28 protein-coding genes are annotated in these 26,182 nt (G+C 30.8%); 16 read left to right on the top strand and 12 right to left on the bottom strand.

Features of this window, described 5'->3' with window-relative positions; genetic code table 11:
* Positions 1-11 precede the first annotated feature (11 nt).
* From secY to ctlX, 14 genes are all read left to right on the top strand, one after another.
* Positions 12-1,355 carry a preprotein translocase subunit SecY gene (secY, locus tag CLV91_RS00245; RefSeq protein ID WP_121062812.1) on the top strand — a complete coding sequence of 448 codons (1,344 nt, stop codon included), beginning with the start codon at positions 12-14 and terminating at the stop codon, positions 1,353-1,355.
* Positions 1,356-1,358: 3 nt separating this feature from the next.
* Positions 1,359-1,574, top strand: a complete 216-nt coding sequence (gene infA, locus CLV91_RS00240) for a translation initiation factor IF-1 (RefSeq protein WP_013751343.1) — start codon at positions 1,359-1,361, stop codon at positions 1,572-1,574.
* A gap of 11 nt (positions 1,575-1,585) precedes the next feature.
* Positions 1,586-1,702, top strand: a complete 117-nt coding sequence (ykgO, locus tag CLV91_RS00235; RefSeq protein ID WP_013621733.1) for a type B 50S ribosomal protein L36 — start codon at positions 1,586-1,588, stop codon at positions 1,700-1,702.
* Positions 1,703-1,704: 2 nt separating this feature from the next.
* Entirely contained in the window at positions 1,705-2,079 is a 375-nt protein-coding gene (gene rpsM / locus CLV91_RS00230) for a 30S ribosomal protein S13 (protein WP_121062810.1), read from the top strand.
* Between the two features lie 12 nt (positions 2,080-2,091).
* The gene (gene rpsK / locus CLV91_RS00225; protein ID WP_121062808.1) at positions 2,092-2,484 is read left to right on the top strand and encodes a 30S ribosomal protein S11; all 393 of its coding nucleotides are present in this window, start codon (positions 2,092-2,094) and stop codon (positions 2,482-2,484) included.
* Between the two features lie 85 nt (positions 2,485-2,569).
* Complete coding sequence (rpsD, locus tag CLV91_RS00220; RefSeq protein WP_121062806.1) at positions 2,570-3,175, top strand: 30S ribosomal protein S4; 606 nt, start codon at positions 2,570-2,572, stop codon at positions 3,173-3,175.
* A gap of 16 nt (positions 3,176-3,191) precedes the next feature.
* Positions 3,192-4,184, top strand: coding sequence for a DNA-directed RNA polymerase subunit alpha (locus CLV91_RS00215; protein WP_121062804.1), 993 nt, complete (start codon positions 3,192-3,194; stop codon positions 4,182-4,184).
* A 54-nt stretch (positions 4,185-4,238) separates the two neighbouring features.
* Positions 4,239-4,736, top strand: a complete 498-nt coding sequence (rplQ, locus tag CLV91_RS00210; protein WP_121062802.1) for a 50S ribosomal protein L17 — start codon at positions 4,239-4,241, stop codon at positions 4,734-4,736.
* Between the two features lie 97 nt (positions 4,737-4,833).
* Entirely contained in the window at positions 4,834-5,937 is a 1,104-nt protein-coding gene (carA, locus tag CLV91_RS00205; protein WP_121062800.1) for a glutamine-hydrolyzing carbamoyl-phosphate synthase small subunit, read from the top strand.
* A gap of 139 nt (positions 5,938-6,076) precedes the next feature.
* On the top strand, positions 6,077-7,369 hold the full coding sequence (gene eno / locus CLV91_RS00200) for a phosphopyruvate hydratase (protein WP_121062798.1): 1,293 nt from the start codon (positions 6,077-6,079) through the stop codon (positions 7,367-7,369).
* 120 nt (positions 7,370-7,489) lie between these two features.
* Entirely contained in the window at positions 7,490-9,031 is a 1,542-nt protein-coding gene (locus CLV91_RS00195; RefSeq protein ID WP_121062797.1) for a glycogen synthase, read from the top strand.
* Between the two features lie 141 nt (positions 9,032-9,172).
* Entirely contained in the window at positions 9,173-10,462 is a 1,290-nt protein-coding gene (locus tag CLV91_RS00190; protein ID WP_121062796.1) for a citrate synthase, read from the top strand.
* A 93-nt stretch (positions 10,463-10,555) separates the two neighbouring features.
* On the top strand, positions 10,556-11,467 hold the full coding sequence (locus CLV91_RS00185; protein ID WP_121062795.1) for a dimethylarginine dimethylaminohydrolase family protein: 912 nt from the start codon (positions 10,556-10,558) through the stop codon (positions 11,465-11,467).
* Entirely contained in the window at positions 11,468-12,406 is a 939-nt protein-coding gene (gene ctlX / locus CLV91_RS00180) for a citrulline utilization hydrolase CtlX (RefSeq protein ID WP_170146678.1), read from the top strand.
* 49 nt (positions 12,407-12,455) lie between these two features.
* On the opposite strand, the gene CLV91_RS00175 is transcribed toward ctlX, so the two are convergent.
* The 4 genes from CLV91_RS00175 to CLV91_RS00160 form a co-directional block, all read right to left on the bottom strand.
* Positions 12,456-13,148, bottom strand: a complete 693-nt coding sequence (locus CLV91_RS00175; RefSeq protein ID WP_121062794.1) for a nitroreductase family protein — start codon at positions 13,146-13,148, stop codon at positions 12,456-12,458.
* A 22-nt stretch (positions 13,149-13,170) separates the two neighbouring features.
* On the bottom strand, positions 13,171-14,688 hold the full coding sequence (locus tag CLV91_RS00170; protein WP_121062793.1) for a sulfatase family protein: 1,518 nt from the start codon (positions 14,686-14,688) through the stop codon (positions 13,171-13,173).
* Positions 14,689-14,774: 86 nt separating this feature from the next.
* Positions 14,775-16,280, bottom strand: a complete 1,506-nt coding sequence (locus CLV91_RS00165) for a BCCT family transporter (RefSeq protein WP_121062791.1) — start codon at positions 16,278-16,280, stop codon at positions 14,775-14,777.
* 131 nt (positions 16,281-16,411) lie between these two features.
* A complete protein-coding gene (locus tag CLV91_RS00160; RefSeq protein WP_121062789.1) occupies positions 16,412-16,789 on the bottom strand; it encodes a nuclear transport factor 2 family protein in 378 nt (125 codons plus the stop codon).
* Positions 16,790-16,885: 96 nt separating this feature from the next.
* Here CLV91_RS00160 and CLV91_RS00155 point away from each other — a divergent pair, with 96 nt between their 5' ends.
* Positions 16,886-17,830 (top strand): S66 peptidase family protein, encoded by a 945-nt coding sequence (locus CLV91_RS00155; protein ID WP_245987109.1) that lies wholly within the window; start codon positions 16,886-16,888, stop codon positions 17,828-17,830.
* A 333-nt stretch (positions 17,831-18,163) separates the two neighbouring features.
* On the opposite strand, the gene CLV91_RS00150 is transcribed toward CLV91_RS00155, so the two are convergent.
* From CLV91_RS00150 to CLV91_RS00120, 7 genes are all read right to left on the bottom strand, one after another.
* Complete coding sequence (locus tag CLV91_RS00150; RefSeq protein ID WP_121062785.1) at positions 18,164-18,997, bottom strand: NmrA family NAD(P)-binding protein; 834 nt, start codon at positions 18,995-18,997, stop codon at positions 18,164-18,166.
* A gap of 11 nt (positions 18,998-19,008) precedes the next feature.
* The gene (locus CLV91_RS00145; RefSeq protein WP_121062783.1) at positions 19,009-19,494 is read right to left on the bottom strand and encodes an anthrone oxygenase family protein; all 486 of its coding nucleotides are present in this window, start codon (positions 19,492-19,494) and stop codon (positions 19,009-19,011) included.
* Entirely contained in the window at positions 19,491-19,886 is a 396-nt protein-coding gene (locus tag CLV91_RS00140; RefSeq protein ID WP_121062781.1) for a DUF5367 family protein, read from the bottom strand. Before CLV91_RS00140 ends, CLV91_RS00145 begins: the two co-directional genes overlap by 4 nt.
* Before the next feature lie 91 nt (positions 19,887-19,977).
* On the bottom strand, positions 19,978-20,829 hold the full coding sequence (locus CLV91_RS00135; RefSeq protein WP_121062779.1) for a helix-turn-helix domain-containing protein: 852 nt from the start codon (positions 20,827-20,829) through the stop codon (positions 19,978-19,980).
* Between the two features lie 427 nt (positions 20,830-21,256).
* Positions 21,257-21,814, bottom strand: coding sequence for a hypothetical protein (locus tag CLV91_RS00130; protein ID WP_121062777.1), 558 nt, complete (start codon positions 21,812-21,814; stop codon positions 21,257-21,259).
* A 2-nt stretch (positions 21,815-21,816) separates the two neighbouring features.
* Complete coding sequence (locus CLV91_RS00125) at positions 21,817-22,338, bottom strand: DUF4269 domain-containing protein (RefSeq protein WP_245987108.1); 522 nt, start codon at positions 22,336-22,338, stop codon at positions 21,817-21,819.
* 285 nt (positions 22,339-22,623) lie between these two features.
* Positions 22,624-23,526: a LysR family transcriptional regulator gene (locus CLV91_RS00120; RefSeq protein ID WP_121062773.1), complete on the bottom strand. Its 903-nt coding sequence runs from the start codon at positions 23,524-23,526 to the stop codon at positions 22,624-22,626.
* Positions 23,527-23,619: 93 nt separating this feature from the next.
* Between CLV91_RS00120 and CLV91_RS00115 the strand changes: the two genes are divergently transcribed.
* Complete coding sequence (locus tag CLV91_RS00115) at positions 23,620-24,216, top strand: NAD(P)H-dependent oxidoreductase (protein ID WP_121062771.1); 597 nt, start codon at positions 23,620-23,622, stop codon at positions 24,214-24,216.
* Between the two features lie 77 nt (positions 24,217-24,293).
* Here CLV91_RS00115 and CLV91_RS00110 read toward each other — a convergent pair whose 3' ends face one another.
* Positions 24,294-25,520: an adenylate/guanylate cyclase domain-containing protein gene (locus tag CLV91_RS00110; RefSeq protein ID WP_245987107.1), complete on the bottom strand. Its 1,227-nt coding sequence runs from the start codon at positions 25,518-25,520 to the stop codon at positions 24,294-24,296.
* Positions 25,521-26,182 lie beyond the last annotated feature (662 nt).

Here is a 26,182-nt window from a genome sequence, read left to right as displayed (position 1 = left end):
GAATAGACACTATGAAGAATTTTTTTGATACAATATCTAATATCTGGAAAATAGAAGAACTAAGGAATAGAATATTAATTACTTTAGGTCTTTTATTGGTTTACCGTTTTGGTTGCCAAATAGTACTTCCGGGTATTGACTCTACACAGTTAGCATCACTTGCTTCAAGTACGGATCAAGGTATTTTTGGATTACTTAATGCTTTTACTGGAGGTGCATTTGCTAATGCTTCTGTTTTTGCCTTAGGTATTATGCCTTATATCTCAGCTTCTATTGTAGTGCAATTAATGGGTATTGCTATCCCTTATCTTCAAAAACTTCAGAAAGAAGGAGAAAGTGGAAGAAAAACTATAAACCAAATCACAAGATGGTTAACCATAGGAATTTGTATTGTACAGGCGCCGGCTTATCTTTATGGATTAGAAGCATTTGGTGTTAGAGACAGTGCGTTCTTGTTAGGTAAAGGTTTAGATTTTATGGTTCCTGCTGTTATTATTTTAGTTTCAGGTTGCGTATTTGCAATGTGGTTAGGAGAAAAAATAACAGATAAAGGTATTGGTAATGGTATTTCTTTATTAATAATGATAGGTATTATTGCTACCATGCCACAATCTTTTGTTCAAGAATTTTTATCTAGAACTACTAATAATAATGGTGGTTTAATGTTTATTCTTGTGGAAGTTATAGTATGGTTCTTGGTTATATTAGCTAGTATTTTATTAGTAATGGCTACACGTCAGATACCAGTACAATATGCTAGAAGAACTGCTTCTGGTGGATATGAAAAGAATGTTGCCGGTTCAAGACAATATATTCCATTAAAATTAAATGCATCTGGTGTAATGCCTATAATATTTGCACAAGCTATTATGTTTGTTCCTGGTTTAATTGGGCAAGCTTTTGATGAGACTTCTGCAGGGCAATGGATGCAAGTACAATTTGCTGATATTTTTGGATGGGCATATAATTTATTATTTGCTTTCTTAATTATCATATTCACTTATTTTTATACTGCTATAACAGTTCCTACGAATAAAATGGCAGATGATTTAAAAAGAAGTGGAGGATTTATACCAGGGATAAGACCTGGAAAAGAAACTGGAGATTTTTTAGATAAAATAATGTCTTTAATTACGTTACCTGGATCTATATTTTTAGCTTTGCTAGCTGTTTTACCAGCAATTGTTGTAAAACTTATGGATGTACAGGCAGGTTGGGCTATGTTTTATGGAGGTACATCACTATTAATTATGGTGGGTGTTGCTATAGATACAGTGCAACAAGTAAATTCTTACTTGTTAAATAGACATTACGATGGATTAATGAAATCTGGTAAAAACAGAAAAGTAGCATAATTTATGGCTAAACAAGCAGCAATAGAACAAGATGGCTCTATAATCGAAGCATTATCAAATGCTATGTTTAGAGTAGAGTTAGAAAATGGACATGTAGTAACGGCTCATATTTCTGGTAAAATGCGTATGCATTACATAAAATTGCTTCCAGGCGATAAAGTAAAATTAGAAATGAGTCCTTATGATTTAAGTAAGGCTAGAATCACTTATAGATATTAAGATAGATAGAGATGAAAGTTAGAGCATCAATAAAAAAGAGAAGTGCCGAGTGCAAAATTGTGCGTAGAAAAGGCAGGTTGTATGTAATCAACAAAAAGAATCCTAGATTTAAACAAAGACAAGGATAGTTATGGCAAGAATTGCAGGTATAGACATACCAAAACAAAAAAGAGGCGTAATTGCCTTAACTTACATTTTTGGAATTGGTAACAGTAGAGCTAAAGAGATTTTAAAAGTGGCTCAAGTTAGTGAAGATACTAAAGTATCGGATTGGAATGATGATGAAATAGGTCGTATTAGAGATGCGGTTTCTTCTTTTACTATTGAAGGGGAATTACGTTCAGAGACTCAATTAAACATCAAGCGTCTAATGGATATTGGATGTTACAGAGGAATACGTCATAGATCTGGTTTACCTTTAAGAGGTCAAAGAACTAAGAATAATTCTAGAACCAGAAAAGGAAAGAGAAAAACAGTTGCTAACAAGAAAAAGGCAACTAAATAATAATTAGGTATTATGGCAAAAGCAAATGCTAAATCTACTAAAAAACGTAAAGTTATAGTAGAGTCTGTGGGTGAAGCTCACGTTACTGCTTCTTTTAACAATATCATTATTTCGTTGACAAATAAAAAGGGGGATGTTATCTCTTGGTCGTCTGCGGGTAAGCTTGGTTTTAGAGGTTCAAAAAAGAATACTCCTTATGCTGCTCAAGTAGCTGCAGAAGATTGTTCTAAAGTTGCTCATGAAGCAGGTTTAAGAAAAGTAAAGGTTTATGTAAAAGGACCTGGAAATGGTAGAGAATCTGCTATTCGTTCTATTCATAATGCAGGAATAGAGGTAACAGAAATTATTGATGTTACTCCAATGCCTCATAATGGTTGTAGACCTCCAAAGAGAAGAAGAGTTTAATTAATTTATTATTTCATAGAGAGTGTAGTTACGATTATCGAAGGATAAGCCTTAATTCATAATCACACTTTCAAATTTTTAGAAAATGGCAAGATATACAGGACCAAAAAGTAAAATCGCTCGTAAGTTTGGAGAAGCGATTTTTGGAGACGATAAGTCTTTTGAAAAGAAAAATTATCCTCCAGGACAACACGGAAATAATCGTCGTCGTGGAAAAAAATCTGAATACGCTGTCCAGTTAATGGAAAAGCAAAAAGCAAAGTATACTTATGGTATATTAGAGCGTCAATTTAGAGGAATATTTGCAAAAGCGAATAGTAGTAAAGGAGTTACCGGTGAAGTATTACTTCAATTATGTGAATCTAGATTAGATAACGTAGTTTTTAGAATGGGTATCTCTAACTCTAGAAGAGGAGCTAGACAGTTAGTATCACACAGACATATTACAGTTAATGGTGAGTTGGTTAACATACCTTCTTATTCTTTAAAAGCTGGTGATGTTGTAGGTGTAAGAGAAAAATCTAAATCTCTACAAACAATTCAAGATGCATTATCATCAAATAATAATGTATACGAATGGATGACATGGAATTCTGAAACTAAACAAGGAACTTTTGTTTCTGTTCCAGAAAGAATGCAAATTCCAGAGAATATTAAAGAACAATTAATAGTCGAGTTATACTCTAAATAAACAACACCAATCGAATATGGCATTATTTAATTTTCAGAAACCCGATAAAGTAATAATGATCGATTCCTCTGATTTTGAAGGCAAATTTGAATTTCGCCCTTTAGAACCAGGTTATGGATTAACGGTTGGGAACGCATTAAGAAGGGTATTACTTTCTTCATTAGAAGGTCATGCTATTACTTCTGTAAGAATTGATAAGGTAGAGCATGAATTTTCGGTTATACCGGGAGTTGTAGAAGATGTTACCGAGATTATTTTAAATTTAAAACAAGTACGTTTTAAAAAGCAAATTGAAGATTCTGAAGCAGAAGTTGTTTCTATATCTGTAAGTGGTAAAGATCAATTAACTGCTGGAGATTTTCAGAAATTTATTTCTGGTTACCAAGTTCTTAATCCAGACTTAGTAATTTGTAATATGGATGCTAAAGTTAGCATTAATATGGAAATTACAATAGACAAGGGTAGAGGATATGTACCAGCAGAAGAAAATAAGAAATCTGGAGTAGCTTTAGGAACTATTGCTATTGATTCTATATTTACACCAATAAAAAATGTAAAATATAGTATTGAAAACTTTAGAGTAGAACAGAAAACGGATTATGAGAAATTGGTTTTTGAAATTGTTACAGATGGTTCTATTCATCCAAAAGACGCTTTAACAGAAGGAGCTAAAGTTTTAATACATCACTTTATGTTATTTTCTGATGAAAGAATAACTTTAGAAGCAGATGAGATAGCACAGACGGAAACATATGATGAGGAATCCTTACATATGCGTCAGTTATTAAAAACTAAATTAGTGGATATGGATTTATCTGTAAGAGCACTAAATTGTTTAAAAGCTGCAGAGGTTGATACATTAGGAGATTTAGTTTCTTTTAATAAAAATGATTTAATGAAGTTTAGAAACTTTGGTAAAAAGTCTTTAACGGAATTAGAAGAGTTGGTTATCAACAAAGGATTAAGTTTTGGTATGGATTTATCAAAATACAAATTAGATAAAGATTAATTTTACTTCTATTAGAAGAGAAAAGCTCTGATAAGGAAGAAAATAGAATAAATAATGAGACACGGTAAAAAAGTTAATCATTTAGGAAGAAAAGCTGCCCACAGAAAAGCAATGTTGGCAAATATGGCTTGTTCCTTAATTGAACACAAGAGAATTAATACTACAGTAGCTAAAGCAAAAGCTTTAAAACAATTTGTAGAGCCTTTAATTACTAAAGCTAAAGCAGAAAATAATAAAACTGCAGATAAAGGAACACATAACAGACGTATTGTTTTCAAAAATTTAAGAGACAAGTATGCTGTTTCAGCTTTGTTCAGTGAGGTTTCTGAGAAAATTGGAGAGAGACCAGGTGGTTATACTAGAATTATTAAACTAGGAAATCGTTTAGGGGATAACGCAGATATGGCAATGATAGAGTTAGTAGATTTTAATGAGCTATATAATGCTGGTAAACCTGCTAAGAAAAAATCTACAAGAAGAGGTAGAAATAAAAAAGTTGATACTCCTCCTGTAGCTGTAGCTGAAACTAAAACAGACGATTCAGAAGAGTAGTATGTTTAAAGAAATATTTTTTATGAAAGGATAAGTTATTAATAACTTATCCTTTTTTTTATGTTTTTATATTATATTAAAATTCATATTTAAGTTTATGAAATATCAAACAAAGAAAAAAGCAATAGTATTATTAGCAGATGGTACCATCTTTCATGGGAAATCTGTAGGAAATTTAGAAGGAACTTCTTTTGGAGAAGTTTGTTTTAATACTGGGATGACTGGTTATCAAGAAATATTTACAGATCCATCTTATTTTGGTCAGTTAATGGTAACTACTAATGCCCATATTGGTAATTATGGTACAAACATAGATGAGATAGAATCTGATTCTGTTAAAATATCTGGACTAATATGTAAAAATTTTAGTTATGAATATTCTAGAGACCTTGCTGACAAAAGTTTAGAAGATTTTTTAGGGAATAGTAATCTTTTTGCAATTTCCGATGTAGATACCAGAGCATTGGTAAGTTATATTAGAGATAATGGTGCTATGAATGCTGTAATTACTACAGATGTTACTAATTTAGAGTCTATAAAAGAACAATTGGCGAAACAGCCTAGTATGAAAGGCCTAGAACTTTCTTCTAAAGTGTCTACCAAAGAACCTTACTTTTATGGGAACGAGAATGCTAAGTATAAAATATCGGCATTAGATATTGGAATTAAAAAAAATATACTTAGAAATTTAGCTAAAAGAGATGCTTATATAAAAGTATTCCCATACAATGCTAGTTTTTCTGATATGGCTGCATGGGATGCAGATGGTTATTTTATTTCTAATGGACCTGGCGATCCAGAGCCTTTAGTAGAAGCTATTGAAACTGCAAAGGGTTTAATTGATAGTGGGAAACCTTTATTTGGTATCTGTTTAGGCCACCAAGTTATTGCACTTGCAAATGGAGTTTCTACTTATAAAATGCATAATGGTCATAGAGGTATAAACCATCCTGTTTTAAATCTTGTTACTGGTAAAGGAGAAATAACTTCTCAAAATCATGGTTTTGCTATTAATAGAGAAGAGACTGAGGCAAATAGTAATTTAGAAATTACACATGAACATTTAAATGACAAAACAGTTGCAGGAATTAGAATAAAAAACAAGCAAGTTTTTTCTGTGCAATACCATCCAGAAGCTAGTCCCGGACCTCATGATTCTGACTACCTTTTTGATGATTTCTTTGAAATGATTAAGAAATAACAAATAAAAGATATATAGTTTAAATAATCGTTATTTTTTGACTAATATCAGCATTAAAATAAACCAAAAAAAATAGGGTTTTGTATCTTTGTATTTTAAAAAGATAAAAGCAAAATAACCATAAATAATAAAAAAACACATGAGTATTATCCTAAGTGTACACGCAAGACAAATTTTAGATTCTAGAGGTAACCCAACTGTAGAAGTGGATGTAATAACAGAAAACGGTATAATGGGAAGAGCAGCAGTTCCTTCTGGAGCATCTACAGGAGAACATGAAGCTGTAGAACTACGTGATGGTGGTGATACTTTTATGGGTAAAGCAGTTTTAAAAGCTGTTAGTAATGTAAATGGAGCTATAGCAGAAGAGGTTTTAGGAATGTCTGTTTTTGAACAGAATCTTATAGACCAAACAATGATAGATTTAGATGGAACACCAAACAAATCTAAATTAGGGGCAAATGCTATATTGGGAGTTTCTTTAGCAGTTGCAAAAGCTGCAGCAAATGAATTAGGGCTTTCTTTGTATAGATATATTGGAGGGGTAAGTGCAAATACATTACCTGTACCAATGATGAATATTATTAATGGAGGTTCGCACTCAGACGCTCCTATTGCTTTTCAAGAATTCATGGTAATGCCAGTAAAAGCAAAATCTTTTTCGCATTCCATGCAAATGGGAACAGAAATTTTTCATAACCTTAAAAAAGTATTACACGATAGAGGTTTAAGTACAGCAGTTGGTGATGAAGGTGGTTTTGCACCAAACCTTGCAGGTGGTACAGAGGATGCATTAGATACTATTGCAAAAGCTGTAGAAAAAGCAGGCTATAAATTAGGTGATGATGTTATGATAGCTTTAGATTGTGCGGCAGCAGAATTCTATGTAGATGGTAAATATGATTACACTAAGTTCGAAGGGGATAAAGGTGTTGTACGTACATCAGAAGAACAAGCACAATATTTAGCAGATTTATCTGCAAAATACCCTATAATATCTATAGAAGATGGTATGGATGAGAATGACTGGGACGGATGGAAGTCTTTAACAGAAAAGATTGGTGATAAAGTACAATTAGTAGGGGATGATTTATTTGTAACTAATGTAGAGCGTTTATCTAAAGGAATCAAAAATGGAATTGCAAATTCTATTTTAATTAAAGTAAACCAAATAGGAACTTTAACAGAAACTATATCTGCTGTAAATATGGCTAAAAATGCTGGGTATACATCTGTAATGTCTCACCGTTCTGGAGAAACTGAAGATAATACAATTGCAGATTTGGCTGTTGCATTAAATACTGGACAAATTAAAACAGGATCAGCTTCTCGTTCAGACAGGATGGCTAAATACAACCAGCTTCTTAGAATAGAAGAAGAATTAGGAAATATGGCATATTATCCGCAAGAAAAAGCATTTAAAATAAATTAATTGTGTTATATGTTAAAAAAAAAGCCTTTCTAAAATTTTAGAAAGGCTTTTTTTTTGAATCTTTAATAAGAATGTATATCTTTTATTAAAATCATTAATTTAACTCCCTTTTTTTAAAATATGAATAATTTTCTTTTTGTTGCTGCAGAAAATGATGCATTATATAATTGTAAAGCTGGTGGTATGGGAGATGTGGTCAGAGATGTACCGCGTCAAATTGCATCCCGAGGAGATAAAGCCCATGTTGTTGTTCCTTCTTATGGTAGGTTACATCAGCAAGGTACTCTAAAAACAACACTTACTTTTAACTTAAGAAGTACAACATACATAGCAGAATTGTATGAAGTAAATCCTAAGAAAAATTTTGATAATATTCATTATTATGTTATCCACCATCCAGAAATTGAAGCAGGAGATATAGCCCATATTTATCATAATGATCCCACAGAGCCTTTTTATACAGATGCTATTAAATATTTTATATTTTGTACGGCAGTTGCAGAAGCAATAAAAAATGAAGCATTTGGGAAAATAGATATAGTTCATATGCATGATTGGCATACAAGTCTTCTATTGTTTTTAAAGAAATTTCATGTAGGCTATAGGGTTTTAGAAAAAGCTCGGTTTGTTTATAGTATTCATAATCTTGCTATACAAGGAATAAGACCTTTTGAAGATAATTATTCTTCCGTAAAAAATTGGTTTCCAGATATTCCTTATGATACGGAAAGTTTAAAAGATTATCGTTATTCAGATTGTATAAACTTAATGGCAGTAGGTATTCGTTATGCCGATGCTGTGCATACGGTATCTCCTTCTTATAAAGAAGATATTTTAAACGCAAGTAATCCTCCAGAGTTTATTGGTGGGGAAGGTTTGGAAGAAGATTTACAAAAAGCAGATAATGAAGGTAGATTAATAGGAATTCTTAATGGCTCTAATTACAAAAATATTAGAACAGCAGAAAAGGGGAAAATATATTTAATTACTATTAATGCTATATTTAAATGGCTACAAGAGGAGTCTAAAAAATATAAAGCAGATTTTTTGGCGCATACCGGAGAAAAAATTGCTAAATATTTGGTAGAGCCTCCAGAGTTTATTTGTTCCAGTGTAGCTCGCTTAACAGAGCAAAAATTTTATTTTTTTAAACGGTCGCCTGATGCATTTGTTGAAATTTTAAAAAAATTAAAGAAAGTAAATGGATCTTTTATTCTGTTGGGTACTGGTGCTCCAGATTATGAAGAACTTTTTAGAAAAATAAGCTATGAGCATGAAAATTTTATTTTTATAAATGGTCAATCTGAAGATGTTATAGATGCTATTTATTTAGAATCTAATTTATATTTTATGCCTAGTTTATTTGAGCCTTGTGGTATTAGCCAAATGTTGGCAATGAGAAATGGAAACCCATGTTTAGTTCATCATACAGGAGGTTTAAAAGATACAGTATCTCATTTAAAAACCGGTTTTAGTTTTAATGGAGCAACTTATGAAGAAAAAGTAAAAAATATGCTAGAGGTTTTTGATCTTGCATTGAAAATTTATTCAAAGGAAAATGAAAAATGGATAAAAATTCAGAATAATGCAAAAAAGATGCGTTTTACATGGGAAAAATCGGTAGATGAATATTATAAATTACTCTATTCTATAAATCAATAATAAACCTCCTTTTTTTTTAAATTTCTTTTAACCAGCTTAGTAGCTATAACGTTATAGTAGTTAGTTTTGACATGTTTTATATTGTTAAAATTAAAGGTTTTTTCGTAAATTTACGAAGCACAAAAATTAAGTAAAAAATTCATGTCGGATAAAGCATTTTTAGAGTACAACGGAGAAAAATATGAGTTTCCTGTAATAAAAGGAACAGAAGAAGAATTAGCTATAGATATAAAATCTTTGCGTTCAGTATCTAAAGGATTAATAACTATTGATCCAGGGTATAAAAATACTGGTTCTTGTGAAAGCGCTATTACATTTTTAGATGGTGAAAAAGGAATTTTAAGATACAGAGGATATTCTATAGAAGAGCTAGCTGAAAAAGCTGATTTTTTAGAAGTTGCTTATTTATTAATTTTTGGTGAGTTACCAAATGCAGAGCAGTTAAAGAATTTTCATGAAGATATAAAGGAAGAATCTCATATAGATGAAGAAATGAAAAAAATTCTTCATGGTTTTCCAAAGTCTGCTCACCCAATGGGAGTATTATCTTCTTTAACAAGTGCATTAATTGCTTTTAACCCTAGCTCTGTAAATGTTACTTCGGAAAAGGAAATGTATCATGCTATTGTTAGAATATTAGCAAAATTTCCAGTTTTAGTTGCTTGGACAATGCGTAAGAAAAAGGGATTACCTCTTGATTACGGAGATGATACATTAGGTTATGTTGAGAATATACATAAAATGATGTTCAAGAAACCAACCCAAGAATACCTTAAGAATCCAATAATAATTGACGCCTTAGATAAATTATTAATATTACATGCAGATCATGAGCAAAATTGTTCAACATCTACTGTGCGTATTGTAGGTTCATCACATGCAGGATTGTTTGCATCTTTATCTGCAGGAATTTCTGCATTATGGGGCCCATTACATGGTGGTGCTAACCAGGCAGTTTTAGAAATGTTAGAGGCTATAGAAGCAGATGGGGGCGATACTAAAAAGTACATGGCTAAAGCCAAAGATAAAAGTGATCCATTTAGATTAATGGGCTTTGGGCATAGAGTATATAAAAACTTTGATCCAAGAGCTAAGATTATTAAAGTTGCTGCAGATGAAGTTCTTGCAGATTTAGGTATAGATGACCCAATTTTAGAAATAGCCAAAGGATTAGAAAAAGAAGCACTAGAAGATCCTTATTTTGTAGATAGAAAATTGTATCCTAATGTCGATTTTTATTCTGGTATTATATATAGAGCATTAGGAATTCCTACAGAAATGTTTACAGTAATGTTTGCTTTAGGTAGATTACCAGGATGGATTGCTCAGTGGAGAGAAATGCGTTTAAATGGAGAACCAATTGGTAGACCAAGACAAGTTTATACTGGAGAAAATCATAGACCATTTAAGAAACTTGACGACAGAAAATAAGATTACTATCTTTTTAATATTTTAAAGCCCTTTTTTAAAAAAGGGCTTTTTTTTAGTAAAAAAGTAATTCTATATTTGTTTCAAATTTTTTATATGTTACATTTAAATGTTACAGATGAAACATCTGTTTTAAAGGCAGTAGTACTTGGTACTGCAGAAAGTTGTGGCCCAACACCAAAACCTGAAGAGGCTTATGATCCTAAATCATTAGAGCATATTTTAGCAGGAACTTATCCTTTAGAGAAAGATATGGTTCTAGAAATGGAGGGTTTTGCAGCAGTTTTTAAAAAACATAATGTTACAGTATATAGACCAGAAGTTCTTAAAGATTGTAATCAAATATTTTCTAGAGATATAGCTTTTGTAATAGGAAGCAAATTAATTTTAGCAAATATTTTACCAGATAGAGAAAAAGAAATTGATGCAATACTTCATGTATTAGATAAAATACCAGAAGAGAGTATTATAAGACCTCCAGAAGAGGTACATGTAGAGGGTGGTGATGTTATGCCTTGGAAAGATTATATTTTTATTGGAACCTACACTGCAAAAGATTATTCAGAGCATATTACAGCTAGAACTAACAAAGCTGCTGTTGATTATATTTCGAAACAATTTCCAGAGAAAACTATAAAATCTTTTGAGTTACGGAAATCTAAAAATGCGAAAGAAAATGCATTACATTTGGATTGTTGTTTTCAACCAATTGGTAAAGGAAAAGCAATCTTGCATAAAAATGGCTTTTTAGTAGAAGAGGAGTACCAATGGTTGGTAGATTTTTTTGGTGAAGAAAATATTTTTGAAATTACTGCAGATGAAATGTATCAAATGTTTAGTAATGTTTTTTCTATATCACCAGAAGTTATAGTTTCAGAAAAAAGTTTTGTAAGATTAAATATTTGGTTAAAAGAACAAGGTTTTATAGTAGAAGAAATAGCATATTCCGAAATTTCTAAACAAGAAGGATTGTTACGTTGTAGTACATTACCACTAATACGAGAATAAATGATGCAAATATCAAACACAATTTTAATGATTCGCCCAGTTAACTTTCGTAAGAACGAACAGACAGCGGTAAATAATTACTTTCAAGAAGATATAAATCTTGATGACATAACTGTTATTAAAAATGCTCAAAAGGAGTTTGATGCCTTTGTGGATACTTTAACAGCTAAAGGGGTAAATGTTGTAGTTATAGAGGATACAAAAACTCCAGATACTCCGGATTCTATTTTTCCTAACAATTGGATTTCTTTTCACTCTAATGGTACGGTAGGCTTATACCCTATGTTTGCAGAAAATAGACGTAATGAAAGAAGAGAAGATATTTTAAATACTTTAGAGGAAAAAGGGTTTATTATAGAAAATGTAATGGATTATACTTCTGCAGAAGAAGATAATCTTTTTTTAGAAGGAACAGGTAGTTTGCTTTTAGATCGTGTAAATAAAAAAGCATATTGTGCTTTGTCTGATAGAGCAAACGAAGAACTTATTATTGAGTTTTGTGAAGATTTTGACTATTTGCCAGTTATTTTTAGTGCCTATCAATCTGTGGGAGATAAACGTATGCTTATATACCATACTAATGTAATGATGTGTTTAGCAGAGCACTTTTCTGTTATTTGTTTAGATTCTATTGATGATAAAAAAGAGCGTAAAAATGTTGTTAAACATTTAAAAGAAAATGGTAAAGAAGTAATAGCTATTACAGAGGAGCAAATACATCACTTTGCTGGTAATATGCTTCAAGTTTTAGGAGCAGATGATAAAAGATATTTAGTTATGAGTTCTGCTGCTTATAACTCTTTAAATAGTTCACAAATAAAAAGTATAGAGAAGTATTGCGAAATTCTTCATAGTTCTTTAGAAACTATAGAAACATGTGGGGGAGGTAGTGCTAGATGTATGATGGCTGAAGTGTTTTTACCACAAGAGTTAGATTAAAATAAGTTATTTATAAATATAAAAAGAGGTCTCTATTAGAGGCCTCTTTTTATTCGTAAAACTCTGCTATTTTGTTTAATGTTTTTCTTTCAATATCTGGAACGTAAGTTGGTTCTTTTGGATATCCTACTGGTAATAATAAAAAAGCTCTTTCATTACTTGGTCGGTTTAAAAGTTTGGCTAAAAAATTCATAGGGCTAGGAGTATGTGTTAATGTAACCAAACCGGCATTATGGATGGCGGTAATTAACATACCACATGCAATACCAACAGATTCATTTACATAATAATTATTTTCTTTTTCTCCATTCTCACTAATATCATGTACTTTTTTAAATACTATAATTAGCCAAGGTGCTTTTTCTAAAAAGGGCTTGTGCATATTGGTCCCGAGAGGTTTTAAATCTTTTTTCCAACGGTCACTCATTCTACTTTCGTAACTTTCTTTTTCTTCTATTTCTGCAGCTTTTCTAATCTTAGTTTTTAAATTTGAGTTTGCTACAGCACAAAAAGTCCATGGTTGTTTATGTGCTCCAGAAGGTGCAGTAGAAGCTGTTTTAATTAAAGTCTCAATTACTTCTTTAGGAACTGGAGAATCAGAATATTCTCTAACCGATCTTCTTTTGTCTAAAAGAGAAAAGAATTCTTTACTTTGTTTGAGAAGTTCTTCTTTTGGTAAAACATTACTTTGGTAAGCTACATGTTTATGACCATTAATTAAAATATGAGATTTAGTTATCATTCTTAAATATACTATTTTTAGCTTATTCCATATCTGGATTAGTTAAAACTTTCCCTTCTGCACGAGCTTTCATATAAACGGCCTTAGAAGGTCTTGGTCGTATACGGTACTTAGTTGGTAATCCTGTTTCTCTAAAGAAATCATCCGGTGTTCTTACCGTAGGAAGTACATCATTAGTTACATTTCTTATTTTTTCTAACCTAGATTTCATATCCTCTAAAACGTTACTATATTCTGGGTTGTTTGCTAGATTATTTAACTCGTATGGATCTTTAGTAATATCAAAAAGTTCATCAATATCTCTAGGGGTTACAAAACATTTTAGTTGTGCTGTGTTTAATGTTCCCTTTTCTTTTTCTTCTAACATACTTTGCCAACCAAGACCTCTAATTATATCTGCAGAAGGAGTATTAGGTAAATCTGAATAATAATTTTTTATATACTTAAATTGTTTTGTACGAACAGCTCTGGTATAATCTTCAAAATCATGAAAATGATCTTCTGCATAAATTTCTTCGTGTATAGAAATACTTGTATTTTCTATAGAGGGTAAAATACTAGTGCCATTAAATTCTTTTAATGGTTGTAAGCCTGCTACTTGCATAAAGGTTGGGGCAATATCTACAGAACTTACTAGCTCATTATTTGTTTGTCCTCCTTTAATTTTTGCAGGCCATTTTATAATCCAAGGCGTTTTTATGCCGCCTTCATATAATGTGGTTTTATCTCTAGGGAAAGCTCTCCCATTATCTGATATAAAAAGTATGATTGTATTTTTTGTTACATTTTGTTTTTCTAATTCAGATACTACTTTTCCTATGTAGCTATCCATTCTAGAAATTTCATCATAATAAAGGGCAAAGTCTTTTTTAACACCATCTGTATTGGGAACATAAGGGGGTAAGTTTACATCTTCCGGACTATGAGGGTTGTCACTAATGCCTTCATAAAAAGGTCTATGTGCATCATACGCAGCAAGCCATGTAAAGAAAGGTTGGTCTTTTGGCCTTTCATTTAATAGTTTAATCCAATCATCGCAACCACTACCATCACCCACTAATTTTCTATCTATTCCTTTTAGTCCAATATTATCATTCCATTGCATTTCATGTAATGCATCAAAATCATCGATTACAGCTTCTCCTAAATGATATTTTCCTGCTAAGCCTGTCCAATAACCAGCATTTTTTAATTCTTGAACAAATGTTCTTTTCCCTTCTGGTAAAGGCCATGCTAATTGTTCTGCATCAGTATTATGAGGATATAAACCCGAAATAATACTTGTTCTGCTGGGACTACAGGAGCTTGTGGTTAAAAAAGCTTGATTAAATAACATGCCATCTTTAGCAAGTTGATCTAAGTTTGGGGTTCTAATGTTTTTATTACCATAGGGACCAATATCATCCCAATTTACATCATCCGCTATTATTAAAACTATATTTGGTCTTTGATCAGAAACATTTTCTTTTTTTTCTTGACAAGAAAATAGAGAACATATAACAAGTAAAGAAAATAAATGGTAAAGTTTATTCGTATACATTTTAAAATTAATTAGTTTATTTTACTAAAGTAATGCTATTTTTAGGATTATAAACAGGGGTATACACCTAGTTAAATTTTAGATACTTATTTCTTAGTAATCATTTTTCTTAAAAATAGGCTAGCCATAACTATCATAAAAAAAGAAAATGGTAAAGAGGTAATAATTAGTAGTTTTTGAACAGTATTAAGAATATCTATATCTGGTTTTACATTTGCTAAAACTAATAAGGCAAGAGTGGCTAAAAAAATAAAGATAGACCAGAGTAACCTATGTTTTTTACTTGGGTTTTGTTTACCGTTATCTGTAAACATACTCAAAACAAAAACGGCAGAATCTACCGAAGTAACTAAAAAACCAATTAATAAAATTATAGAAGTAGTATTTAGTAGACTAGGCACTGGGTAATTTTCTAAAAATCTAAATATAGAGGTAAAAACATTAGTAAACTCTCCAGTATAGCTTCCCCAATCTTGGATTAAATTAAATGCAGATTGGCCAAATACAGCAAACCAAAAAAAAGTGCCCAAAGATGGAATTATTAATAGTCCTAATAGTAATTGTCTTAAGGTTCTTCCTTTAGAAATGCGTGCTATAAATATTCCAGTAAAAGGAGCCCAGGCAATCCAAAAAGCCCAGTAATAGAATGTCCAATCCGTTAAGAAATCTATGCCTGGATTAAATTTCCCTATAGCTAAACTCATAGGGATAAAATCTATTATGTATGCTATAGTTGCATGTGCAAAGGAATTTAATATGCCAAGTATGTCACTTGTAAAAAAGACAAATAAAAGTAAAAGTAAGGTTATTAAAATGTTTCCTTTAGAGAGGAATTTAATTCCTTTATTTAAACCTTTCCAGGCAGATAAAAAAGCGAGTGTACAAATAATTAGTGTTAATATAAGAGTAGTTTTAAAACCAAATTTTTGTTGGGTTAAGTGGGTTAACCCGCCAGTAATTTGTGTAGTACCAAGGCCAATAGCTGCAATAAGGCCAAAAACTGTTGTAATAATAGTAAGTATGTCTATGCATCCTTTTGCAATTGGATTTTTTATAGATTCTTCTGTTGTAGTACTTATTTGCACTTTTTTATGGTCTACAAATAAGGCATAACCTATAACCATTGCAAATAACCCGTAAAAAGCCCAGGCTGTAAACCCCCATTGATAAAAAGTAAATTCTAAAGCTAAGATATTAGAATGCAAATTACTTTTAAAGGGAGGATTTTGTTGCATATAAACGGGTTCTTGTACCGCACGTAATAAAATTCCAGCGCCCATTCCTGCACTATAAAGCATAGCAACCCAACTCCAGGTAGAATGCTCTGGTTTACTATTAGGTTTCCCTAACTTTATATTTCCTAAAGGAGATAATGCAATGGCTAATAGAAATAAGACGCAGCCTAGCCCTAGATATAAATAAAAATAGCCAAAATAATTTCTTACCCATATAGATAAATTTTCAATAATTTCATAGGTGGCTGTTGTTGCAAAAAAAGCAAATAAACATAAAATTGCTAAAACACAAATTGCAATACTTAAAACTGGTCGTTTTGGGAAGGTTGTAAAAAGATTATTAGGTAGTATTTTCATTAAAAGTATTAGCAGTAAATTTTTATTATATATACCACCAAAGTTTGTTTACAGGTAATTGTTATTATAAAATAATGTAGTTTCCTTAAAGGTAATCAATTACTTATAGATTAGAAAAATGTAATATTACTTTAATACATTGTATTTGGATTGGCAGATTGTTTAGGGATTTGTTGAATAGCATCCCAATGTTCACATATTTTGCCTTGAGCATCAAACCTAAAAAAGTCCATTGTTATGTATTGGTCATTGTCTGGCCATGTTTGGTGGGTGTGTAGAGCCACCATGTTTCCTTCTGCTACAGAGCGTACAAATTGTATACTTTTGTCAGGATATTCTTTATGCATTCTTTCAAAATAATCTATAAAACCTTGCGTGCCGTCAGCAACATCAGGATTGTGTTGTATATATTTAGAACCTACATACTGTGTAATTGCTTTTTTAGGATTACCTTCATATGCTGTTTTGTAAAAGTTAATTGCATTTTGTTTATTTTTATCTAAGTCCATAGTGTTTTTTTTAATAAGGGTATTAAAGATAATATTCTAAGTTTTTATTGTATATTTTTTATGAAGTATTTTTTTCTCTTTTTTTTATTTATTGTTATGCCTGTAAACGCACAAACTAAATCAACTTTAGTTACTCCGCCTTATTTAAAAAAAGGAGACACTATTGCAATTATAGCACCTGCGGGAATTATAAAAGCATATAAAAAACCGGCCATGGAAAGTGCAAAAAAATTAGCAGAAAGTTGGGGTTTAAAAGTAGTTTTTGGGGCAAATTTATATAACCAGAATAATCATTTTGCGGGTACAGATGAGCAACGTTGTCAAGATTTTCAAGATGCACTAGATAACCCTAATATAAAAGCTATTTGGTGTGGAAGGGGTGGATATGGTTCTGTTAGAATTTTAGATAAGTTAGATTTTACTAAATTTTTAAAACACCCTAAATGGGTTATTGGTTATTCTGATATTACAGCTTTTCATAGTCACTTGCATACTTTGGGGGTAGAAACATTACATGCAATGTTAGGGAGCAGCATGCAAGATAAGGCCGAGGATATACCACATACTATAGAGACCTTTAGAAAGGCATTATTTGGAGAGGTTTTACAATATAAAATACCTTCTTCTAAATATAATAGAAATGGAAAAGTTACTGGAAGTTTAGTTGGTGGTAATATTGCAATTTTATCTTCTATGTTAGGATCTCAAAGTCAAATTTCTACCAATGGAAAAATACTTTTTATTGAAGAAGTAGGGGAATATAAGTATAGTATAGATAGAATGCTACAAAGTCTTAAACGTGCAGGTTATTTTAAAAATATAAAAGCTGTGGTTGTAGGGGGTATGACTAAAATTAGAAAAAATACTACTCCTTGGGGAACCTCAATAGAACAACTAATTTCTGATGTTGTGCCTAATAATATACCTATACTATTTAATTTTCCTGCAGGTCATGACCCTGATAATAGAGCTTTACTTATGGGGAGAATTGCAGAAGTTACAATTACAGATAAAATTTCAACAATTACTTTTGTTCCGTAGAATTTATAAACTTAATTTTCTTTCTCGTAATTGAATCTCATTTTTAATAAATTGGGTTTTAATTTTTTATACACTTTAATAGTGCTGTTATTTTTTGTATAAACATCTAATTGTATTTCTCTTTTTTTTGCATTATTAAAAGGTTAGAATTTCCATTTTTCGTTTATTTTTTCGATACGATTTTTCAAATTGCAACTACAGTAATTGTTTATGAATAGTAGTGAGTTTATATGCTATACTTTTTGGAAAGTAAATTGGAAAAATAAAAAAAGAATAGCGACTTGAATTAAGATTCAAATTGCTATTACTTATACACGTGGTTGGCAATAGTTATTACACTTCAACTTGACTCCAAATCCCTGTTTTAGCAGTTTCTTGTGCATATTCTAGAAATGTTTTTGCTTTTCTCCCTAGAACTCGTTCAATATCATTAACTACCAGTTGATTCTTTGGATTAGTTAAAACATGACTAAATAAATACTCAATTAACCAAATAACATCATTAGGTATTTGCATTTGCTTCATACCATCAATATATTGTTCTAATGTGATGTCATAAAAGTTTAAATTTCTATTGCTAGTCCTAGAAATGATATTCACAATATCTTTAAATGTGATTAATTCTGGACCAGTTACCTCAATAATTTCACCATTATAAGTATTATCTAGTAATACGGTTGCGGCTACTTCTGCAATATCATTAGCGTCTACAAATGGAATTAAAACATCAGACATTGGTAACGCCACTTCTCCTGAAAGAATAGGGTCTAAAAAGAAGCTTTCGCTCCAATTTTGGTTGAACCATGAGGCACGAACGATTGTATAATTTATGCCAGAATCCATTATAATTTTTTCACAAGCTTCTGCTTCAGTTTCACCTTTTCCTGAAAGTAAAACCATTTTTTTTACTCCTAATTCTATAGCTAAATGAGTTAAACTCGCTATGGCTTCTTTAGCTCCAGGAACTGCTAGATCAGGATAATAAGTAACATACATTTTTTCAATACCGTTTAAGGCATTTACCCAAGTATCTTTATTATTCCAATCAAAGCTTGGTGATGAATTTCTTGAACCAATTCTTGGCTCAATCCCTTTGTTTTGTAATTGTGTTACTACTCGCCGACCAGTTTTTCCTGTTCCTCCGATTACTAAAATGTTTGTTTTCATAATAAATTGTTTTAAAATGTTTTTTGAATAAATATTGATATAAGTAATAGTATGAATGAAACCATGCTTGAAATAGTTCTAATACCATGGAAATGATTCCAAGCACTTTCATAATAGAATCTAAAATTCTTTAGTTCTATAGCGTTAAGATTGGTAATGTTTAATGCTTCTAGTTCATTATTTAAGGGTACATTTCCAAAGGCTGTAACACCAAAAGTGCCAATTAGATATATGATTGTTGATGCTAATACTAACACAAACACAGTTTTATTGTTTAATTGTAAATATGTAGTTATTCCCAATGCAATTAAGCTTCCAAAGAACACAATGAAGAACAACGGATTCAAGATTTCTCTATTAATGCTTTGCATTGTTTCCAAATAAGTTAAATGACCTACTTTTTTTGTTCCCAGTATTACTGAAACTGACCAAGCGAAGAAAAAACCTACAGAAAGTGCATTCAATAAAACCGTTATAAAAACAACAATAGCTTTCATGCTTTATTTTTTTTATTGGTTAAATGAGTTCCGAAATAGAAAACAATGAAGTAAAACTCAACAACAATGGTGTAAAACATTGGATCTCCGAAAAATTCAAAATAGCTTCCACCATTTGGAATTATGAATACTGGAACTGTGATTATTATATCTAGAAGCGTAGCTACAATAACAAATGTAAGACCCAATGTATGTGGTTTTATATAGCTTTTTGTATAGAACAAATAGGTTCCTATACATGCACTAGGAACAATGCCTAAAACCAATACAACATTAGATTGTAGTTCCGGATTTTCTAAAATGGGAACATAAAATGATAAGAGGTAAAAGCTAACGCCTAAAATCCAAACGAGTATACCACATACAATGCTAAATAAATTTTTATTAATCATAATCTTTAGTTTTTGAATTATGATACAAATTTATAGTAGCTGTCTACCAGTGACTTATTTAGAAAGAATTATGATTTATTCGAAAAGAATTTTACACTTGGCTAGGTCTGTAGCCAAACTTTTTTTCAAAAGCATTAGAGAAAGAACCTAAACTATCATAGCCTACAGCCCATGCGGCTTCTTGAATTGTTTTTTGTTCGTTTTTAATTAAACTGTATGCCTTTTTTAAACGTTCGTTTTGTAAGTATTTAAAAACAGGAACGCCAAACTGTGCTTTAAATTCTATTTTAAGCTTATTAATGTTGGTCCCAATTCTGTTTGCCAATTCTGTTAAGGAAGGTGGGTTTTCTAAATCAGATAATAAAATTTCTTGAGCTAGATTGATTTTTTCTATTTGCGAAGTATTAAGTTTTGTGTTTTGTTGTTTTGCCAATTGCCCAAAATAATGAGAAAGTAAAGCTGTGATATGGCTTTTATAAAACATCATTTTAATCTTACCCTCGTACGTATTGCTAAAGAACTGTTCCACTAATTGAAACATTTCTGGACTCATATTAAATACTGGACCTTCAACATAATGGTCTTTTGGGTGAATTAATTGATATAAATATTGTTCCAAGAATTGACCTTCACCATTAGGCAATTTGTCTATGTTTCTTATTGTTGTAGCGATTACTAAACATTGCAGCGATTTTAGTTTGGAAACATGATGTTCAAACTCTACCATATTATCCGCATAAAATGATAGTACCATACCTTTGGTGTGATGGAACTCTTTGGTTTTTCCATCAAATTTTACGGTAAGGCCAACATCCCCAGCACCATAAAAGGCGATAGCTATTACAGGCTCGTCAAAAAAACATGAATCTATTAAATTATTTTCGGTAGAAGCCTCTTCCAACAAGATTGTGTAATCACTTATATCTATTATTTCACGATTCATTCTTATGAATTATCTAAATCGAATTTAATTATTGTCAATGGTTTGGGCTATGATATAAGACTGGATTAAATAATCGTTAAATATTCTGCCTTACTTTAGATTAAAAAATTACAGAAATTATTGAGAGAGCAATTTTCCTAGTTTTAAGTATAGTTATTGTTATCCTTTTAGGTATTTATTCTAGTAGGAACTCCATCTATTTTGCACAAACATAGGTTTTGTAATTTTTTATACAATTTAGTAAATAAATTCAGTCATGGAAATTAAATTTAGTCAAAGATTGGTTTTACGTACAGATTAAGCCGTACAGATTTCATTCACGCTTAAGAAAGTAAATAGGTCTCTTTTTTTAAGGATACTAATTTTTAGCCTAAAAAAGTTTAAGAAAATACAGTTATATATAATAATTGTAACGCATAGTTGTTTTTTATTCAAATAGTTCTGGATAATTCTTTTTTGAAATATGTGTAACCCATTTTTCATAGTCTGTATTCACGTATTTGCTCAATTTTTTATCCGTTATTATTTGTTCAATTTTCAGACAGTTTCCAAAGTCATTTTCTCCAGCTTCATATCTATTTCCGTCTTTGGCTCCACTAAAAGTTATAGAAATTATTTCGTTTTCAATCCACATAAAACAAGGAACAGAGTTTACTTTTATATGCAAAGGTTGTTCATATTCAGGGTAGTCTTTTATTTCACTTTTAAGTTTCTTAGATTTAGCGGAGCTATATAGTTTACTTGAAATAGATTTGGAATAATTTTTAGGCATTCTTTTCAATTCAATTCCGAATGCATTTAAAATTTCAAATAATTCCGCCCTATTATAGTACTTCAACCAAATTCCAAATTCATCTCCATCATTTGCGTGTCCACCCCAAGCTCTTTTAAAATATCCGTATTTTAGACTTTTACTCCATCTTTTAATCACACTCTTTTGGTGTTTTTCAAATAGATAGATATCTGAAAGTTTCTCAGTGTTCATAATTATTCACGGTGTTTCCTATAGTATTTATTTTCCAACTTTAATAATTCAGCAAATGGATCTCCTTCCAATCCTAATAATTTGGCAAAAGCAGGTTCCGTTTTTATTCCTTTTGATTTTAGTTCTTTTACTCTCTGTTTAAATTTAGAACCTTTTTCGTTTAAAATTCTATTCTCAATAATCATATGTCGATAAGCATTTTGCTTTTGAGTTGGAATGTTTTGACCAAAAATATCAAACAAAAAATTATCAGTTTTAAATTCCGCAATTGTTGATTTAATTCCATTTTGTTTTATTGAATAAAGCTTGAATTCCATTTTATCAGAAAAATTTTCTGATAAATATGCACTAAATTCAGAGTGATTTTGACATTCACAAATAATATCTAAATCACTTTCTGGTAAATCAATTCCGATTGGAATAGTTCCAACCAAAATTGGATTATATTTTTTAAGTTTATCTAAAATTTTATATTTTTTAATTTCAGAAAAAGCATTTTTTTGTCTTTCGTTTCCGAATTTCAAATATTCAATATTTTTAAAATTTTCAATCAATTTTATCTATTGTGAGTAACAGTTTATGTAAAAAAATGAATTTTTATTGACTAACTTTTTGGTTTATTATGGACCTTAAATTTATAAAATTCATTTTCAGTAATTATAACGGTGTTTTGGTATAAGATAAGTTAGGTGTTTTAAGTATTAAATTTAACAAATAAATCACAGATAGAAAGTTCGCAAGGCCCTACGTTTTGGGATTAGTAAGTAAGCTATATCTAGCAATGAATTATACAAGTTGAGGTACTGCGTTTATTTCATTTTTGATGTAAATATATTTTTAATTGTATCTAATTTTTTTTTGTATTTTAAATCTGTTCTTGATGCAAAATATAAGGTGTTTTCCGTTTTTACTTTACCCTCCCAGACTAAATTTATTTCGTTTCTTAAAATTTGTTCTCGACATAAAAAATCTGGAACTAATGCAAATCCGTTTCCATTGTTTAAGCATCTTATAATAGAAGTAATATTTGGTAAAATGTAATTTGGTTTAAAAGCAGGTTTTTTATTAAAGTTCTCAAACCAAAAACGTCTAAAATGTTCCATTTCGTTTGATGAACTATACCAAATATTTTGGAGTAATTTCGCTTCTAATTTATTCGTATTTTTAGATTTAATGTGTTTTTTTATTTCGCTTGTATTCGTTTTATTTCCTGCAATTAAAACGATTCTTTCTTTTGAAAACGGAACATATTCAACCAATGATTTTTTTTCATTCTGTTTTTTAGGTGTTATTACTAAATCTAAAATTCCATTGTTTAGGTCTTTGATTAAATCTGTATGAGCTCCAAATCTAGCTACTAGGTCAAAGTCTAGTTTGGGAATTTCGGGTTCAATAATAAGTTGAAACATTTCAGAGCACATTCCTATATTTAAAGATGGATTTTTTTCTTGCGTTGTTTTTTTAAAATGCTGTTCTGCAATCTCAAGTTTTTTTAAAGATTCAATAATATATTCATATAAAAATTTCCCATCTTCTGTTGGAATCATTTTTCTCGAAGTACGTTCAAATAGTTTTTTGCCAACATAAGCTTCTAAAGCATTTAAGTGTACACTAACACCTGGTTGAGAAGCATATAAAGCAATAGAAGCTTTGGTCAAAGTTCCGTTTTCATATATTTCTTTAAATGTTCTGTACCATTCTAAATTTACCATATCTATAAATATATTGATACAAAGGTATGATTTGTATTATTTTTACAATAATAAATGTTGCTTTAGTTTTGCCTTATATAAAATAAGAGACAAATGAAAAACATATTTATAATTAATGGAAGTCATCCATTTGCACATTCTGGTGGAAGATTTAACGAAACACTTTTCAATAAAACTATTTCATATTTTGATGCGCGTGAGGAATTTGAAGTGAAATTTACTCAAGTAGGTGAAAATTATAATGTTAAAGAAGAAGTTGAAAAATTTAAGTGGGCTAATTTAGTGATTTATCATACTCCAATTTGGTGGTTTCAAATACCGTTTGGATTCAAAAAATATATAGATGAAGTTTTTACGGAAGGTCATCAAAATGGAATTTATGCAAGTGATGGAAGAAGTAGAAAAAATCCAAACATCAATTACGGGACAGGTGGATTAATGCACGGGAAAAAATATATACTTACTACAAGTTGGAATGCACCCAAAACAGCATTTACTTTAGAAAATGAATTTTTTAATCAGAAAAGCGTAGATGAAGGTGCTATGTTTGGGTTTCACAGAATGAATGCTTTTACAGGAATGGAATTATTAGCAACACATCATTTTCACGATATGGAAAAAAATGGAGATGTTCCTTTTGAGTTGAATAATTACAGTGTTTTTTTAAATGATTTAATGATTAATTTGTAATTATCTGGTTTCGTTTAACGTTTTGTGTATGGTGCGTATCCCGTAGAGTATGCATTATATACTTTGTAAGCTACAGTTTATTTTACAAAATACATTTCCAATTCTCCTTTTCCCTTTGTAAAGATCTTTCCACGAGAAAGACATGTAAAGTCGTTTTTAATCAGTTCATAGGTAGAAGAAGATGTATTTATTTTACCTACCTCACCAGCAGATTCTATTCTGCTGGCTGTATTTATCGTGTCTCCAAAAAGGTCGTATGCAAACTTCTTTTTACCTACAACACCTGCTACTACAGTTCCTGAATGTATCCCAATCCTCATTCTCCATTTTATCTCATGGCTTTTATTTCTGTCCTCAAGGTATGATAGCATCATTTGCGCTGCTCTAATACAGTTAGCAGCATGATTTGTCATTTCTTTCTCAAGGCCACAGGCTGCCATATATGCATCACCAATTGTTTCAATCTTTTCAACTTCCGTTTCTTCCATTATTTCATCGAATCGACCAAAAATGTCATTGAGTTCATTTACCAAAGTGATTGCCGATATGGATGCTACAGTCTCAGTAAAGCCTTCAAAGTCAGTAAATAGGATCGTGATATTCTTATGTCTTTTAGGAATTGTCTTACCACTTTCTTTTAAGTCCCTAATTATATTTGCCGGTAGAATATTATGAAGAAGATCTTCTGATTTTTTCTGTTCAGCCATTAAAGATTCCTCTGATTTATCAATTAATATAGACATACTCGATATGAGTATGAGGCAAATGAATCCAGTAATGCTGATATTGACTATTTGTGATATGTAAGGATCTAAACCGCCAAAATGAGCTGTTATATTCGATTGAAATATTACTGTAACAATCAATGTCAGGCAAGCTAGAATACTAAAAGCATGGGCTATATTCCTTGCCTTTCGGGGGAAAGTCATGTATGGTAGGATAATAATTAGGAAACAAACAACTTCAACGCCTGAGGAATATCCCAACAAATAAAGAAACAAGAAAAGCGACATATAAGATGCCAAAATAAGCCATATGGAAGCCAAGACTCGCCACCCTTTCTTGTTGAATATTAACGCCATTAGAAATATCAATCCCAACAAAGCATTGCTAACGTAAATGACTAGTGCGTCTGTGAGAAAAAATGCAACTAGCATCCAAATAGCATTATAAATTACTCCTAAAACTGATGCAATATTCGTTACGCGCAAATATCTGATTTCAGTGATGGAAGAGTTGTTTTTAGCACCAATGTCAACCATTCCTTGAAAGAATCTGGATTTGTTATTATCATAAGTTGACATAAGCTCTTCTCAATTTCTTTGGATTATTAACTTTTTTTCTTGTTTGTAAAGGGACATAGTATACACTTTTTAAAGTTTGTCTTGTCCTGAAATAGGGTGTCCTTTTTTGAATATTTAAAAGGTTAATAATTCCGGATTTTTATTGTTTTTACGATACGATTTGTATTCTATATTTTGATTTAAGTGAACGTTGTTAGGTGTACTTAAATTGAGGCTCCAATGCGTTCTAAAATTGTTGTAAATAAAGATAGCTTTTTTTGCTATTTTTTGTGCAAGTTTGGTTTTTTTAATAGTTTTTTTAACGCGTATTCATATATGAATTTGGTCAATGATTAAAAGTTTGAGCTCAAAACCTACTTTTTGATAGGATTTTTTTGGGCAAGGTAATTTTTGTTGTTTCATAAGTGACTATAATTAAGGAGTTAATTTTTAGTCAACCTATTTCAGGACGGGTCAAGCTTGTTGCCAACGTGTTTGTGTATGATTTCGTTGCGTGTTTCGGCAACTAATTTAGCAAATACAAACCGAATAGAAAATCCGATAGGACTTTCGTAAGTAGGCTATAATTAGCAATGAATTATACACGTCTTAAGTTTGATTCTCATTAAATTGTTGATATAACTAGAAAGAACAAAAGAGAGAATTAAGGTTACTATACACGG

This window comes from Maribacter vaceletii (genome assembly GCF_003634105.1).
GTDB classification, from domain to species: domain Bacteria; phylum Bacteroidota; class Bacteroidia; order Flavobacteriales; family Flavobacteriaceae; genus Maribacter_B; species Maribacter_B vaceletii.
The sequence above is the reverse complement of the archived record's forward strand: the minus strand, read 5'-3'. Positions and strand labels throughout refer to the sequence as shown.

Coding starts and splice junctions, on each gene's coding strand:
- rpsD (WP_121062806.1), top strand. CDS start 2,570: ATGGCAAGATATACAGGACCAAAAAGTAAAATCGCTCGTAAGTTTGGA.
- carA (WP_121062800.1), top strand. CDS start 4,834: ATGAAATATCAAACAAAGAAAAAAGCAATAGTATTATTAGCAGATGGT.
- infA (WP_013751343.1), top strand. CDS start 1,359: ATGGCTAAACAAGCAGCAATAGAACAAGATGGCTCTATAATCGAAGCA.
- CLV91_RS00185 (WP_121062795.1), top strand. CDS start 10,556: ATGTTACATTTAAATGTTACAGATGAAACATCTGTTTTAAAGGCAGTA.
- rpsK (WP_121062808.1), top strand. CDS start 2,092: ATGGCAAAAGCAAATGCTAAATCTACTAAAAAACGTAAAGTTATAGTA.
- CLV91_RS00145 (WP_121062783.1), bottom strand. CDS start 19,494: ATGAAAGCTATTGTTGTTTTTATAACGGTTTTATTGAATGCACTTTCT.
- CLV91_RS00140 (WP_121062781.1), bottom strand. CDS start 19,886: ATGATTAATAAAAATTTATTTAGCATTGTATGTGGTATACTCGTTTGG.
- CLV91_RS00175 (WP_121062794.1), bottom strand. CDS start 13,148: ATGATAACTAAATCTCATATTTTAATTAATGGTCATAAACATGTAGCT.
- CLV91_RS00110 (WP_245987107.1), bottom strand. CDS start 25,520: ATGTCAACTTATGATAATAACAAATCCAGATTCTTTCAAGGAATGGTT.
- CLV91_RS00120 (WP_121062773.1), bottom strand. CDS start 23,526: ATGGTAAATTTAGAATGGTACAGAACATTTAAAGAAATATATGAAAAC.
- CLV91_RS00215 (WP_121062804.1), top strand. CDS start 3,192: ATGGCATTATTTAATTTTCAGAAACCCGATAAAGTAATAATGATCGAT.
- CLV91_RS00130 (WP_121062777.1), bottom strand. CDS start 21,814: ATGAACACTGAGAAACTTTCAGATATCTATCTATTTGAAAAACACCAA.
- rplQ (WP_121062802.1), top strand. CDS start 4,239: ATGAGACACGGTAAAAAAGTTAATCATTTAGGAAGAAAAGCTGCCCAC.
- CLV91_RS00195 (WP_121062797.1), top strand. CDS start 7,490: ATGAATAATTTTCTTTTTGTTGCTGCAGAAAATGATGCATTATATAAT.
- CLV91_RS00190 (WP_121062796.1), top strand. CDS start 9,173: ATGTCGGATAAAGCATTTTTAGAGTACAACGGAGAAAAATATGAGTTT.
- CLV91_RS00165 (WP_121062791.1), bottom strand. CDS start 16,280: ATGAAAATACTACCTAATAATCTTTTTACAACCTTCCCAAAACGACCA.
- CLV91_RS00135 (WP_121062779.1), bottom strand. CDS start 20,829: ATGAATCGTGAAATAATAGATATAAGTGATTACACAATCTTGTTGGAA.
- ykgO (WP_013621733.1), top strand. CDS start 1,586: ATGAAAGTTAGAGCATCAATAAAAAAGAGAAGTGCCGAGTGCAAAATT.
- CLV91_RS00170 (WP_121062793.1), bottom strand. CDS start 14,688: ATGTATACGAATAAACTTTACCATTTATTTTCTTTACTTGTTATATGT.
- CLV91_RS00160 (WP_121062789.1), bottom strand. CDS start 16,789: ATGGACTTAGATAAAAATAAACAAAATGCAATTAACTTTTACAAAACA.
- CLV91_RS00115 (WP_121062771.1), top strand. CDS start 23,620: ATGAAAAACATATTTATAATTAATGGAAGTCATCCATTTGCACATTCT.
- ctlX (WP_170146678.1), top strand. CDS start 11,468: ATGATGCAAATATCAAACACAATTTTAATGATTCGCCCAGTTAACTTT.
- rpsM (WP_121062810.1), top strand. CDS start 1,705: ATGGCAAGAATTGCAGGTATAGACATACCAAAACAAAAAAGAGGCGTA.
- secY (WP_121062812.1), top strand. CDS start 12: ATGAAGAATTTTTTTGATACAATATCTAATATCTGGAAAATAGAAGAA.
- eno (WP_121062798.1), top strand. CDS start 6,077: ATGAGTATTATCCTAAGTGTACACGCAAGACAAATTTTAGATTCTAGA.
- CLV91_RS00150 (WP_121062785.1), bottom strand. CDS start 18,997: ATGAAAACAAACATTTTAGTAATCGGAGGAACAGGAAAAACTGGTCGG.
- CLV91_RS00155 (WP_245987109.1), top strand. CDS start 16,886: ATGCCTGTAAACGCACAAACTAAATCAACTTTAGTTACTCCGCCTTAT.